Here is a 13,528-nt window from a genome sequence, read left to right as displayed (position 1 = left end):
AAACTCTCGGTACCTTGGTGTCAACACCACGACACCGACGGGAGCACCGATGGGATTCGGACCGCCACAAGGCCGGCCGACCGTCACCGACGACGAGATCACTGCCATCATGGAACCGCCGCAACGCGTCCGAACCCTGCGAAATGTGTTGGACGCGACCGGCGATGCCCTCGAACCGTTGATCGACCTGTATCGACCGTACGTCACCGGCCTCGACCGGCTGCCGCGCGACGGCCGTTTCCTGCTGGTGGGCAACCACACCGCGTTCGGCTTCGCCGAGATCCTGCTGATGCCGTATTACACCCGCCGCGAGCTCGGAGTGCAGGTGCGCCCGCTCGCCGAGCGCGGCCTGGCACAGGCCAAGGGCTTCGGCGGTGACCTGGTCGCCGCGTACGGCGGCGTGGTCGGCCACCCCGACACGGCGCGAGAACTGATGCGGCACAACGAGACCGTTCTGGTCTTCCCTGGCGGCGGACGCGAGATGCCCAAGTTCAAGGGCGAGGAATACCAGCTGAAATGGGACGGGCGAAGCGGTTTCGCCCGCGTCGCCATCGAGAACGGCTACCCGATCGTGCCGGTCGGACTGGTCGGCAGCGACGACGTCTACGAGCCCCTCTTCCAGCGCGACAGCACACTGGGCCGGCTGAGCCAGTCCATCGGCGAGCGGTTGGGCGGACGGTCCGACATGGCGATGCCGCTGGTGCGCGGCATCGGCCCGACGCTGATCCCCCGTCCGCAGCGTATGTACCTGGAGTTCGGCGCGCCGATCAGCACCACGGCGCCGTCCGGCACGACCGACCACGCCCGGTGGGTCGAAACCGTCAAGTCCGCGACTCAGCAAGCGCTGGAACAGATCTTGTCCGACCTCCAGGAAGTCCGGGCCCGCGATCCGTACCGCGGCCTGAATCCCCTGGCCTGGTCCCGGGCCGCTCAGCCACCCGAGGCTGCCATCCGCGTGGGCTGACCACGGCGGCGGTCGGGAGACCGTAACGTGGGTTGCCGTCGGGCGCAGCGCTTCATGCACCCGCATGCGGCAGAAAGGCTTCGCGAGATGGCATTCATCGACTACCAGCAGTTGTCCCTGACGCGCCACGACAACGGCGTCCTGCTGATCACCCTCGACCGGCCGGAGAAGTACAACGCCGCCGACGAGGGCATGCATGCCGAGCTGGCCAACATCTGGAAGGACGTCGCGGCCGATCCGGACACCCGGGTGGCCGTCATCACCGGCGCGGGAAAGGCTTTCAGCGCCGGCGGAGATCTGGCCATGGTCGAACGCATGGCGGGTGACTACGACCGCGTCTCGCACATGCTCGGCGAGATGAGCGACCTCGTCTACAACATGATCAACTGCGACAAGCCGATCGTGTCGGCCATCAACGGCGTCGCGGTCGGCGCGGGTGCCGTGGCCGCGCTGCTGGCCGATGTGGCAATCATCGCCGAGGACGCCAGGATCGGCGATGGCCACGTCAAACTCGGTGTCGCCGCGGGCGATCACGCCGCGATCATCTGGCCGTTGCTGGCCGGGACCGCCAAGGCCAAGTACTACCTGATGACAGGTGAGATGATCGACGGCGTCGAAGCCGAGCGCATCGGCATGGTCGCCAAAGCCCTTCCCCGCGAACAGGTTCTGGACGAAGCGCTCCGGGTGGCCGACGTGCTGGCCACCGGCGCCCAGCAGGCGATCCGGCTCACCAAGCGCGCACTCAACAACTGGCTGCGCCACGCCGGCCCGATCTTCGACCAGTCCGCCGCCTACGAGATGTTGACGTTCCTCGGGCCGGACGTGGTCGAGGGGTATACGGCGCTGCGCGAGAAGCGGCCGCCCCGGTTTCCGTCGGCGCAGTAGGCGCGGCGACCGAAATGACCTGGCAACAGATCGAACCCTTCCTCGTCGCCCTCGCCATCGGGCTGTTGCTCGGCCTGGAGCGCGAACGTAGCCATGCCCGCAAGCTCCCGGCCGGCTCCCGTTCGTTCGCGCTGCTATCGCTGGCCGGCGCGATCGCGGCCGGTTTCAGTCAGTGGGCTGTCGTCGCCGGATTTCTGGCTGTCGGCGCGCTCATCGCCCTGGCCTATCTCCGGACCAGCGCGGAAGATTCGGGAACGACTACCGCGACAGCCGCACTCGTCGCATATCTCCTTGGCGCCCTTGCCTATTCGCGTCCGGCACTCGCGGTGGCCCTCGCGGTCGTCGTCGCGGGCCTGCTCGTCTCGAAGAACCGCATCCACCGGTTCGCCCGCGACATCATGACCGAGGTCGAGCTGGAAGACGCGATCAAGTTTCTGGTCGTCGCGTTCGTGATCCTGCCGCTGCTGCCGGATCGCGGACTGGGGCCGTACGGCATTCTGAATCCGGAGAAGGTCTGGCTCCTCGTCGTCCTGCTCACCGGCATCGGGTGGGTGGGCTACATCGGGGTTCGTGCGCTCGGCCCGGAACGCGGCCTGCTGATCACCGTTATCGCCGGCGGCTTCGTCTCGGCGACCGCGACGACGGCGTCCATGGCCCGGCTCAGCCGCACGACACCGAGCGTGCGTGCGCCCCTGGCCAGCGCTCTGCTGGCCAGCCTGGCCACCTTCGTCCAGCTGCTGATCGTGATCGGCGTGGTCGACTCCCACGTCCTCCAGCGCCTGTGGCCACCCGTGGCCGCCGGCGCGTTGGTGCTGGTGGTGATCGCCGGGGTCGTCTACCGCGGAGCCGGTCTCGCCGAGGACAATCCGTCACCAGAGCAGGACACCGGCGCGAAAGCCGCAAGCCGACCGTTCGCCCTACGTCCGGCGTTGATCCTGGCCGCGGTGCTCACCCTCGCGCTGCTTGTCGGGCGGTGGGGCGCGGACGTGCTCGGTGCCGGCGGCACCGTGCTCGCCGCGTTCGCCGCGGGTCTGGCCGACGCGCACGCCGGTTCCGTCGCCGCCGCCAGCCTCGCCGCCAAGGGCGATATCACCGTCGACACCGCGCTGCTCGCGATAGCGGCCGCACTCGGCTCCAACCTGATCGTGAAGACCGTGCTGGCATTCACGGCCGGCGGTCGCCGGTTCGGGCTCCGGTTTCTCGCCGGGATGACCGCACCCGCCGTGGTTTTCGGCGTTGTCCTGGCCGTGACGATGACGTAGCCCGTCACCAGCGGCTACGCCTCGGCAGTCACCGCCTCGACCAACGCGTCCGCGGCGAGCAGACCAAGGTTGTTCGAGGCCAGCGGACTGTCGCCGGTGAGCAGCCGCCGGTCCTGATGGACCTGACCGGTCATCTGGTCGTTGACGACCTTGAGACCCTGATCCTCCAGCGCCTCCCCGATGAAGAGCCGCAGCCCGCCGGGTATGTAACCCATCTCCTTGTTGGGCCCCTTGTCGAGCGCATCGGGAAAAACGCAGATGCGGTAGCCCTTGAACGGTGACTCCGTCTTGCCGATCGCGGCCGCCAGCAGGCAGGCCGGACCGTGACACAGCGTGATGACGAACCTGTCGTTCTCGAGTGCCCAATTGAGTACCTGACCGACCTCGGGGCTGAACGGGATACCGACCTCGGCGCCGTGGCCACCCGGGATGAATACCGCCAGATAGTCGGAATCGGGTCCCAGCCTGTCGACGATCACCTCACGAAGATTCAGCGGCTCCTTGAGTTTGGGCTTGAGGTCGGCATAGGTCTGCTGCACGGCGTCGTCCTTGCCCGGCATCGCCCACAGCTCCAGCTTCGCCGGGTTTCCGGTGATGGTGGCGACGTCGACGTCGAAGCCCGCGGCCATCAGGTGATGCAGCGGCAGCAGCATCTCCACGGGGTGGTTCCCGGTGGAGAACATGGTGCCGTTGTCCATCAGCAGATAGCGCTCGTCGGTGGCGATCATCAGAATCTTCCACCGGCCGCCGGCATAGGCGCCGGCATGTTTGACGCCGCCGAAATCTGTTCTGTCCGAGGTGTATTGGCTCAACGAGTACGCCGAGGGAAAGAAGGCGTTGTCCTCGGCCGGATCGGGTGTCGGGGACTTGCTCAGTTCGGATTCGCTCACGAGACGTCCTGACCTTGGCGGGAATTGCGACGACAAGGCCAGCCTACGAACTTCCCGGCGATCACGGAACCGTCGAAATCTCGGCGAAGGAGTGCGTCAGGGGTGAAGCACGACCGGAAGTCGCGTGGGTCCGCGCAGCGAACTGTTGGTGGACCATGTCGGCGGTCCGGTGATGGCCACTCTCGAAACGCGGTTGACGAGCTCACGCAGGACGGCATGCGCTTCCATCCGCGCCAGCGGCGCGCCCAGACACAGGTGCGCCCCGAAGCCGAAACCGACATGGGTCCGTGGGTTGCGGTCCGTGCGGAAAACGTCGGGGTCATCGAATGCGAGCGGATCGCGGTTCGCGGCGCCGAACGACAGGAGGACGCGTGAACCCGTCGGAATGGTGACGTCGCCGACCCGGTAGGGCGCGCGGGTGTAGCGGTAGAGGTTCTGAATGGGACTGGTGTACCGGATATGTTCCTCTATGGCCTGCGGGATCAGGTCCGGGTTCTCCCGGATCATGTCGTACTGATCCGGGTGCAGCGCATAGGTGTGGAGCATCCCGCCCAGCAGATTGGTGGTCGTCTCGTTGCCGGCGATCAGCAGCAGGATGGCGATCTGGAACAGCGCCTCGTCCGACAACGCGCCGTCGGAGCTGTGGGCGAGCAGCCGCCCCAGCACCGTGTCCGAGCCCTTCAGCTCTCCTGCCGCCAGATGCCGTAAGAAGTACCGGCGCAACGCCATTGCGGCACGCATCGACTTCGCGGCGTCGACGAGACCGGGGACGGTCGGGGTGAAGTTGATGAGCCGGGTGCTCTCGTCGGACCATCGGCGGAACTCGGCGATGTCACGCTCGGGGACGCCGAGCAGCGCGGCGATGACCCGCAGCGGCAGCGGGACCGTCAGTCGCTGTACGGCGTCCGCACCCGGGTCGGCGATGAGATCGCCGACGAGATCCGCGGCGAGCCCATCGATGGTGGCGCGCCAACTGTCCAGCGCGCCTTTGGTGAACGCCGGCTGCACCTGCTTGCGCAGCCGGCTGTGCTGCTCGCCGTCGGTCACCACGACGAGGTCGGCGACCATCCGAATCCGCGTCACCCCTTGGCTGCTGGTGACCTGGTCGGTGTCGCGCAGGGCGGCACGGACGTCGTCGAGCCGGTGCAGAATCCACGTCGACCGCTGCGGGCTGTAGTGCACTCGCCCACCCCGATGCAGGGCCGCGTACGCCTCGTGCGGATGGGCGGCGGTCTGCGGGTCCAGCGGGTCATAGTCGGTGTTGATGGCGCCGGTCCAGCTGCGGTAGCCGAGGCGGCGGGCACGCACCGCCGCCGCGACGTTCAGCTGGCCGGCGGCCAGCAGCGGGGACAGCAATGAGGTGGTGCCACGTACCGCCTGTGCGACTGTCATGTCAGCGGACCTTCCTGGTTGCCACCTGATCAGCGTCCGTGCCGGCCACCCAGGTGGTCAATGCGTCTCGTCGAAGTTGAAAGACGCACCAGCAGCACGGCGCCGGTGGTCGAGCGCGCGGGGATTCCCGACCAGCCCATACCTCTGAGATAGAAACCGCAGAACGTCTCAAGGTGATAGAACGGATTCTGCTCCTATCGCGAGGAGGCCCCACCACATGCCACAACATGACTGGGTGCTCGGCACCGACCGCAATACCGAAGCGCTCGCCCGCATTCTCTCGGCCTCGTCGGAACTCGTGTCCCGCAAGGGTTTCGAAGCGTTCACGGTCGAAGCGGTGGCCGCCGAACTGCACTGTTCCCCGGCCACCGTCTACCGCCGCGCCGGTGGCAAGGCCGCCATCCTCGAGCGACTCGTATCGCTGTTCGCCCAACGAATCGTCGGCTCCATCCGCGAGGCCATCACCGGCCTGGAAGGTACCGAGCGCGTCGTGGCTGCCATCGTCGTCGCGCTGGACTGCATGCGGGCCGAGCCGCTGGGAAAGCTCATCATGGGTGATATCCGGCCCGATCACGACAGCGGGGCCGTGACCGCGTCACCTCTGGTTGCCAAGTTCGCCGACGAGATGATCGGGCGCCACGACCCGCTGGCAGCACAATGGCTGATCCGCGTGACATTCGCGCTGTGGTACTGGCCGCTCAAGGACAAACAGGCCGAATACGAACTGGTGAAGCGCTTCGCCGGGCCGTCCGTGACACTGGGCCTGAGCGAGTGAACTCCCGCCAGGTCCGGAAACAGAAATGGGGCCGGTGGACACCGACCCCATCTGAATCTCTGTGGAGCTAAGGGGAATCGAACCCCTGACCTTCTCGATGCGAACGAGACGCGCTACCAACTGCGCTATAGCCCCTTGTACCGGAAGCAAAGGCTACCAGTACCGGTCCGCCACATAAAAACCGAGTTACTGACCGGCCGCTCGGGGCAGGTCATAGTCGCGCGCCATCCGGGCATATTCCAGGTGCTCGAAGATCGGATCCTCGTCGTCGATGTCTAGGACGACGGCACCCGGACGGCGCAGGCGGGAGGGGACGACGTCGAACTCCTCGTCCTGGGTGTTCTCGACGCCGTGCCGGGACCGCATCATCCGCTGGGCGCGCCGGCGCCGCAGCTGTTCCTCGATCCGGGTCTGGCGGCGCAGGTACGCCAGGTACAGCACGGAGATGACGCTGACCGTGCCGCACAGCCACCACATGCCGGGCGACAGCGCGAAGGCGGCGATGCCGGTGAACAGGATCGCCAGCGCCATCACGGACAGCATCCGGCTGCGGAAGCGGTACTTGCGTTCGGCGGCCGCGACGGCGGCCTTCGACTCGTAGCGGACGCGGCGCGCCTTGGACATCGAATCGGCCAGCTTCGGCTCGGCTTCGGAGGCCGCTTCGACGCCTGACGTGTCGTCGACGTACTCGTAGTCGTGTTCGGTGCCGTCCTCGGCTTCGGCCGCAGGCGCGGGCTCGGGCTCGGGCTCGGGCGCTTCCGCGGCCGGTTCCTCGTCCGCCGCGATGGCCTCGTGCACGTCGGTGGTCGGCTCGGCCTCCGAGAGGGCTTCAGCCTCGGGCGCCGCCGCCATCTCGTCCGTGAGCGCTTCCTCGGGGTCGAAGTCGGCCTCGGAGATGGTCCGGATCGCCATGGTCGGCGTCGCGATGTCGTCGAAAAGCGTTGGCTGTTCCTGGCTTTCGGGCTCGGGAACGGCTTTCATGCGCCCGGAGGCGCCGATCGGCAGCGCACCGGAGTCCATCTCGACCACCTCGACGTCGAGGTACTCCGATTCCTCGACGACGACCTGGTCGGCGAGCACCACCGAACGCGGCGCATCAGCCTCCGGGTCGGCGACCGGGATCGAATCGGTGGTCGCATCGCTGCGCGCGAAGTCTTCTTCGAACGCGCTGAGATCGTCGTCCTGCTTCCAGTGCGGGTCGCTGTAGTGCCCGGAAGCGGGTCCACTGCGGCGTCGCAACCGGCTGTTGCCCTGCGTGTTGAGCACGCGGGTCGCCAATGCGACATCGCTCGTCCGGCGGACGTTCTCGCGCTTGCTGATCAACATCGGCACCAGCACGAACAACCACAACACGACGAGGGATATCCACAGTAGGGATTGGGGGATGCTTGGCATGTCGCCGGCTCCTTTCCCCATCAGATTAGGTCCGTGACCAGCGCATCCGAAGCCGACGCGCCAAGGTCAATTACACACCTGTAATTCGCTACTTACAAGCACATCAGTCACAGATGTCACATCTGCAACACAGTCCTATTTGCGATTTGTGCACGATTTGCCGCGCCCACCGCGGACTACCGTGCACAAATCCCTCAGACCCAGGTGGCTCGGCCCTCCCTGACCAGCGCCGATGACGCCGACTGCGCCATCTCTTCCACGGTCATGGCGACCAGCAGATGGTCCCGCCAGGCCCCGTCGACTTCCAGATACCGCTGCAGCAGTCCCTCTTCGCGGAACCCCACCCGTGCCAGCACCGACCGGCTCGGACCGTTTTCCGGGCGGACGGTCGCCTCGATCCGGTGCAGTCCGACCGGCCCGAAGGCATGGTCGACGCCGAGCGCCAGCGCGGCCGTCGCGATCCCGCCGCCGGTGTACTGACGCGCCACCCAGTAGCCGATCCACGCCGACCGCAGCGCTCCGTGTGTCACGTTGCCGATGGTCAGCTGCCCGCAGAACTCACCGTCCAGCTCGATGACGTACGGCAACATGCGGCCGCGCCGCGCCTCCGCCCGCAACCCCGAGCACAGCGCCGGCCACGACGAAACCGCATGGCGTGCAGTCCAATCCACCTCACCGACGGGTTCCCAGGGTTCCAGGTGAGCGCGGTCCGTCAGCCGCATCCGGCTCCACACCGGACCGTCACGCAACCGCACGGGCCGCAGTCGCACCACCCCGGCCTGCACGCGGATCGGGCCGACCGACAGCGGCCAGCCCGGATGCATCGCACTCGAACGCAACAGGTTCACGAATCAGCCGCGCTGCGCAAGAAAGGCCACATCGACCGATTCGCCCGTGCGAATCTGCTCGGCCTCGGTGGGCACGATCACCAGGCAGTTCGCCTCGGCGAGGGTGGCCAGCAGGTGCGACGCGCCCGGCGCCCCACCCAGCGCCTGCACCAGATATTCGCCGGTGTCCTGATCACGCATGAGCTGCCCACGCAGAAATCCCTTGCGCCCCACCACCGATGAGATCGGTGACAACGTCCGGGCCGGCACCACGCGCCGCATCGGCTGCCGCTTGCCCAGTGACATCCGGATCAACGGACGGACCATCACCTCGAAGACCACCAGCGCACTCACCGGGTTCGCAGGCAGCAGGAAAACCGGGACGCCGTCGCGGCCGAGCGTGCCGAAACCCTGCACCGATCCGGGGTGCATCGCGATCCGGGCGACCTCCATCTCCCCCAGCTCGGCGAGAACCGTGCGCACGCCTTCGGCCGCCGCGCCGCCGACAGCGCCCGCGATCACCACGACTTCCGACCGGCTCAGCTGGCCCTCGACCACGTCGCGCAGGGTCTTGGGGTCGGCATCCACGATGCCGACGCGGTTCACCTCGGCGCCGGCGTCGCGACCGGCGGCGGCCAAGGCATAGGAGTTGACGTCATAGACCTGGCCGTTGCCGGGTGTGCGGGAGATGTCGACGAGCTCGCCGCCGACGGAGATGACCGTCAGCCGCGGCCGCGGGTGGACCAGCACGCGTTCACGGCCCACCGCCGCCAGGAGTCCGACCTGGGCCGGCCCGATGATGGTGCCGGCACGCACCGCGACGTCGCCGGGCTGCACGTCGTCCCCGGTACGACGGACGTAGGCGCCGGACCGCACCCCGCGCAGGACCCGCACGCGCGATTCGCCGCCGTCGGTCCAGCGCAGAGGCAGCACCGCGTCGGCGAGCGTGGGCATCGGCGCACCGGTCTGCACCCGCGCGGCCTGCCGCGGCTGCAGGCGGGTGGGAGTGCGTTCGCCCGCGGCGATGGTCGAGACCACGGGCAGCGTGACGTCGGCGTCGCCGCCGGAATCCGCGCCCATCACGTCGACGCTGCGCACGGCATAGCCGTCGATGGCGGCTTGATCGAATCCGGGCAGCGGGCGTTCGGTGACCACCTCTTCGGCGCACATCAGGCCCTGCGCTTCGGCTATCGCCACCCGCACCGGCCGCGGTGCCACCGCCGCAGCCGCAACCCGGGCCTGCTGGTCCTCAACCGAACGCACAGCTCGCCTTTCTGCATACCTCGCACACCGTGGCTGACCACATGCTCGCGCACGTGCGGGCCAACCGTACCGCCGGTGTCAGGCGCTCAGCGCTCGGCAAGACCCAATCGCTCGACCAACCAACGCCGCAATTCCGGGCCGTAGTCGTCGCGTTCCAACGCAAAGTCAACCGCAGCTTTAAGGTAGCCGCCGGGATTTCCCAGGTCGTGTCGGGACCCGCGGTGCACCACCACATGCACGGGGTGGCCGTCCTCGATGAGGAGCGCGATGGCGTCCGTCAACTGGATCTCGCCGCCGACACCCTTCTGCACGCGCCGCAACGCGTCGAAGATGGCGCGGTCGAGGATGTACCGGCCGGCCGCGGCGAACGGCGACGGGGCGTCCTCGGCTTTCGGCTTCTCCACCATGCCCTTGACGCGCAGCACATTCGGGTTGGCCGCGTCGGGCACCGTCTCGACGTCGAACACGCCGTAGGCGCTGATCTCGTCCTCGGGCACCTCGATGGCGCACAACACCGAGCCGCCACGCTTGGCGCGTACCTTCGCCATGGTCTCGAGCACGCCGGTCGGCAGCACCAGATCGTCGGGCAGCAGGACCGCGATGGCATCCTCGTCGGGCAGCAGCACCGGCTCGACGCAGCTGACGGCGTGGCCCAGGCCCAGGGGCTCGGCCTGCACGACCGACTCCACCTTGATCAATGCGGGTGCGCGCCGCACCTTCTCGAGCATCACGTGCTTGCCGCGCGCCTCGAGCGTTCCTTCGAGGATGAGGTCCTCGACGAAATGCGCAACGACGCCGTCCTTGCCCTCCGAGGTCACGATGACCAGTCGCTCGCCGCCGGCGTCGGCAGCTTCCGCAGCAACCAGCTCGATGCCGGGGGTGTCGACGACCGGCAGCAACTCCTTGGGCACGGTCTTGGTGGCAGGCAGGAAACGCGTGCCCAGACCAGCCGCCGGGACCACCGCGGTACGCGGCATCGGCACTGAAGTCTGTGTCGTCATTGTTCACACGATAACGGCAATGCCTCGATCTGCCCTACCAAGGTGCACCTTCCAGGGGTCAGCGGCAACGCCGAAGTGGCCGTCACCTGGACAGGTGTACAACACCGGGCGAGCAAATATGACACGGTGGTAACCGTGACCCCTGAGGGAAAGCGTGAGCTCCGCAGCGCCATCCTGAATCGACGGCGGGCCCTGACGCCGGAGCAGAGGCAGGCGGACGCCGAAGCGCTGGCGCGACGGGCGCCCGAATTGGTGAGCCCCGGCGTCGTGGTGTGCGCGTATGTCCCGATCGGCACCGAACCGGGTTCGCCGGCGATGCTGGACGCCCTGATCGACGCCGGTGCCCGGGTGTTGTTGCCGGTGACGCACCCCGACGCCCCGCTGAGCTGGGGCTGGTATCGCGCCGGGCATCTCACGAAGGCGTCCTTCGGACTACTCGAACCGGCGGTTCCGCATCTGCCGCCCGATGCGATCCGGCAGGCCGGCGTGGTGCTGGTCCCTGCGCTCGCCGTCGACCGTGCGGGCGTGCGCCTCGGCCGCGGCGCCGGCTTCTACGACCGGTCGCTCTCGCTGGCCGCGGCGGACGCGCTGCTCGTGGCGGTGGTGTACGACGACGATCTGCTGCCGGCGCTACCTGCCGAGCCGCACGACATCGCGATGACGCATGCCCTGACCCCGCGGGCGGGCCTCGTCACGCTGGGAGTTTGAAGCTGCGGGAGACGATCAGTCCTTGCCGCAGGTACATCCCGATCCGCAGTTGCAGTTTTCACAGGTGCAGTCCGGGTTGTCACAGCCGCCCTTGGTCATGATGCGAGTCATGCGCACAATGCTATGTGTCCCACCGCCATCCCGGACGTGATTGCCCCCGTCACCAGGCCACCGGGCCTGTCGGTCGGGGAATGCCCGGCACCGAATAGCTGTTTTGGCACTTAAGCCGGTAGAGTGCTAACAAGTTTGACGACCTCGGAGGTTTACGTGCCGACCTATTCCTACGCGTGTACCGAGTGCGACAACCGGTTCGACGCGGTGCAGGCATTCAGCGATGACGCGCTGACCGAATGCCCGAAGTGCCACGGCCGGCTGCGCAAGCTGTTCGGCTCCGTCGGCGTGGTCTTCAAGGGCAGCGGCTTCTACCGCACCGACAACCGCCATTCGAAGAGCTCCAGCACCGCCGCCGCTCCCGCAAAGAGCGAGTCGGGCTCCAGCTCGTCGGACTCGTCGTCGTCCTCCTCCTCGTCGAGCAGCACGAAGTCGGCCGCACCGGCCGCTGCCGCGTCCAGCTGAGTTATCCACAGGCCGGAACCATCCCGGCCTGTTTTTCCCGACCGAAATCCCTACCGTTACGGCATGGGGGATTCGCTCGACGCACCACTGCTCGGCCGGCTGGCACAGAAACTACGGCCCGATTGGGCCAGGACCACGGCTGCGCGCCGCGTCGCCGCCGGGCTACTGGTGCTCCTGGCCGCCGTCATCGAATTTCGCCCGGACCCCCGGCAGGGTCAGGTCGCGGTGGTGGTCGCCACGCACGATCTCTCCCCCGGCTCGGCCTTGACCGCTGACGACATTGTGGTCGAATCACGTTCCACGCCAAGCATTCCCGACGGCGCGCTGCACGAATCAAGCGCCGCGGTGGGCTCGACGCTGGCCGCGCCGGCTCGACGCGGTGAGGTCATCACCGACGTGCGTCTGCTGGGTTCCCGACTCACGGCTGCCGCCGCCGGACCCGATGCCCGTATGGTCCCGCTGCATCTGGCGGACGCCGCATTGCCTGATCTGCTGCGCTCCGGAGACGTCGTGGACGTCCTTGCCGGTCCGGATAACGCCGGCGCGGTCGCCGATCAGACGCCGGCCGAAGTCATCGCCACCGACGCCCGCGTGGTGCTGGTGTCCGAACGCCTCAAGTCGCCGACGAGCAACGACGAGCGCGTCGTACTCGTCGCCCTGCCTCGGCACAGCGCCAATGTCGTCGCGGGCGCGGCGCTGCACCGGGCCATCACCGTCACTCTGCACTGATCCGCGAAATTTGCCGCACGGCTGATTTCGATTTCGTCACCAGTACGCATCTGTTGCGATCGTCCGGCCGCCGACTCCTGCACGATGCTCAGGTCGGTCTTACCGTTCGTGGGTACAGGCCGTATCACAGGGAGGGCAGTCATGCTTAAGGGCTTCAAAGAGTTTCTCGCACAGGGGAACATCGTCGATCTGGCGGTCGCCGTCGTGATCGGCGCCGCGTTCACCACGCTGGTGAAGGCGTTCACCGACCAGGTGATCCAGCCGTTGATCTCCAGCATCGGTGCCGGCGGCGACCATTCGTACGGCGTGCTGCGCATCCACCTGCTCGGCGACAACTACATGGACCTGAACGCTGTCCTGAGCGCGACGATCAACTTCGTCCTGGTCGCCGCCGTCATCTACTTCGTGGTCGTGCTGCCATATAGCAAGTTCCGGGCCGTCAAGGAGGATGCACTCAAGGAGGAAGTCGAACTTCTGAAGGAAATCCGCGACCTGCTCGGCAACAAGTAGCGGATACGACAAAGCCCCCGGCCTGAAGTGGTCCCCGAAAGTTGGACCCTGACGTAGGGAGCTTAAGCCGCGAGGGCCGAGCAATTGTCAATACCTGTGGATCGGGGTGTTTCAGGCGACCTCCGTTTCGGTGTGTTGATCGCCGTCTGACGGTGGTGTCGGTGGGGTGATGTCGGTGGGCCGTTCGAGCAGTTTGCCTTTGTGGAAGACCGCTCCGGCGCGGACGAGGGCGACCAGATGTGGGGCGTTGACGGCCCGCCAACGGGCTTGGGCTGCGTCGATCAGCTTGTAGGCCATGGCCAATCCAGCGGCCCGCGATCCCGGACCCTTGGTGACCTTCGTTCTCAAACG

The 13,528-nt window shown here is 67.3% G+C and carries 14 protein-coding genes, 1 tRNA gene and 1 pseudogene; 8 read left to right on the top strand and 8 right to left on the bottom strand.

What is annotated here, in order from left to right; translation table 11 throughout:
• Positions 1–49 precede the first annotated feature (49 nt).
• From ACJH6J_RS19025 to ACJH6J_RS19015, 3 genes are all read left to right on the top strand, one after another.
• Entirely contained in the window at positions 50–964 is a 915-nt protein-coding gene (locus ACJH6J_RS19025; RefSeq protein WP_293014893.1) for a lysophospholipid acyltransferase family protein, read from the top strand.
• A gap of 87 nt (positions 965–1,051) precedes the next feature.
• Entirely contained in the window at positions 1,052–1,849 is a 798-nt protein-coding gene (locus tag ACJH6J_RS19020) for an enoyl-CoA hydratase/isomerase family protein (protein ID WP_406784521.1), read from the top strand.
• 14 nt (positions 1,850–1,863) lie between these two features.
• Positions 1,864–3,111, top strand: a complete 1,248-nt coding sequence (locus ACJH6J_RS19015) for an MgtC/SapB family protein (protein ID WP_406784520.1) — start codon at positions 1,864–1,866, stop codon at positions 3,109–3,111.
• Between the two features lie 14 nt (positions 3,112–3,125).
• On the opposite strand, the gene hchA is transcribed toward ACJH6J_RS19015, so the two are convergent.
• Together hchA and ACJH6J_RS19005 are read right to left on the bottom strand one after the other, a co-directional pair.
• Positions 3,126–4,001: a glyoxalase III HchA gene (hchA, locus tag ACJH6J_RS19010; RefSeq protein ID WP_406784519.1), complete on the bottom strand. Its 876-nt coding sequence runs from the start codon at positions 3,999–4,001 to the stop codon at positions 3,126–3,128.
• Between the two features lie 96 nt (positions 4,002–4,097).
• Positions 4,098–5,393, bottom strand: coding sequence for a cytochrome P450 (locus ACJH6J_RS19005; RefSeq protein ID WP_406784518.1), 1,296 nt, complete (start codon positions 5,391–5,393; stop codon positions 4,098–4,100).
• Positions 5,394–5,610: 217 nt separating this feature from the next.
• Here ACJH6J_RS19005 and ACJH6J_RS19000 point away from each other — a divergent pair, with 217 nt between their 5' ends.
• Entirely contained in the window at positions 5,611–6,168 is a 558-nt protein-coding gene (locus tag ACJH6J_RS19000; protein WP_064859508.1) for a TetR/AcrR family transcriptional regulator, read from the top strand.
• 62 nt (positions 6,169–6,230) lie between these two features.
• On the opposite strand, the gene ACJH6J_RS18995 is transcribed toward ACJH6J_RS19000, so the two are convergent.
• The 5 genes from ACJH6J_RS18995 to ACJH6J_RS18975 form a co-directional block, all read right to left on the bottom strand.
• Positions 6,231–6,303, bottom strand: a tRNA-Ala gene (locus ACJH6J_RS18995).
• 51 nt (positions 6,304–6,354) lie between these two features.
• A complete protein-coding gene (gene glpR, locus ACJH6J_RS18990; RefSeq protein ID WP_406804374.1) occupies positions 6,355–7,563 on the bottom strand; it encodes a gephyrin-like molybdotransferase receptor GlpR in 1,209 nt (402 codons plus the stop codon).
• Positions 7,564–7,757: 194 nt separating this feature from the next.
• Complete coding sequence (locus tag ACJH6J_RS18985; RefSeq protein ID WP_135355206.1) at positions 7,758–8,411, bottom strand: GNAT family N-acetyltransferase; 654 nt, start codon at positions 8,409–8,411, stop codon at positions 7,758–7,760.
• A 3-nt stretch (positions 8,412–8,414) separates the two neighbouring features.
• The gene (glp, locus tag ACJH6J_RS18980; RefSeq protein WP_135355207.1) at positions 8,415–9,653 is read right to left on the bottom strand and encodes a gephyrin-like molybdotransferase Glp; all 1,239 of its coding nucleotides are present in this window, start codon (positions 9,651–9,653) and stop codon (positions 8,415–8,417) included.
• An 86-nt stretch (positions 9,654–9,739) separates the two neighbouring features.
• The gene (locus ACJH6J_RS18975) at positions 9,740–10,630 is read right to left on the bottom strand and encodes a UTP--glucose-1-phosphate uridylyltransferase (RefSeq protein WP_020099058.1); all 891 of its coding nucleotides are present in this window, start codon (positions 10,628–10,630) and stop codon (positions 9,740–9,742) included.
• A 159-nt stretch (positions 10,631–10,789) separates the two neighbouring features.
• Here ACJH6J_RS18975 and ACJH6J_RS18970 point away from each other — a divergent pair, with 159 nt between their 5' ends.
• The 4 genes from ACJH6J_RS18970 (at position 10,790) to mscL (ending at position 13,177) form a co-directional block, all read left to right on the top strand.
• On the top strand, positions 10,790–11,362 hold the full coding sequence (locus ACJH6J_RS18970; protein ID WP_135355208.1) for a 5-formyltetrahydrofolate cyclo-ligase: 573 nt from the start codon (positions 10,790–10,792) through the stop codon (positions 11,360–11,362).
• Positions 11,363–11,629: 267 nt separating this feature from the next.
• Positions 11,630–11,938: an FmdB family zinc ribbon protein gene (locus tag ACJH6J_RS18965; RefSeq protein WP_406804373.1), complete on the top strand. Its 309-nt coding sequence runs from the start codon at positions 11,630–11,632 to the stop codon at positions 11,936–11,938.
• 63 nt (positions 11,939–12,001) lie between these two features.
• Positions 12,002–12,667 carry an SAF domain-containing protein gene (locus tag ACJH6J_RS18960; protein ID WP_064859515.1) on the top strand — a complete coding sequence of 222 codons (666 nt, stop codon included), beginning with the start codon at positions 12,002–12,004 and terminating at the stop codon, positions 12,665–12,667.
• Positions 12,668–12,808: 141 nt separating this feature from the next.
• Entirely contained in the window at positions 12,809–13,177 is a 369-nt protein-coding gene (gene mscL / locus ACJH6J_RS18955) for a large-conductance mechanosensitive channel protein MscL (protein ID WP_406804372.1), read from the top strand.
• A gap of 111 nt (positions 13,178–13,288) precedes the next feature.
• On the opposite strand, the pseudogene ACJH6J_RS18950 reads toward mscL, so the two are convergent.
• Positions 13,289–13,528 (bottom strand): annotated as a pseudogene (locus ACJH6J_RS18950) (IS256 family transposase); the annotation flags it as partial.

Origin of the sequence: Mycobacterium sp. SMC-18 (assembly GCF_045310895.1) — a bacterium.
Taxonomy (GTDB): domain Bacteria; phylum Actinomycetota; class Actinomycetes; order Mycobacteriales; family Mycobacteriaceae; genus Mycobacterium.
The sequence above is the reverse complement of the archived record's forward strand: the minus strand, read 5'-3'. Positions and strand labels throughout refer to the sequence as shown.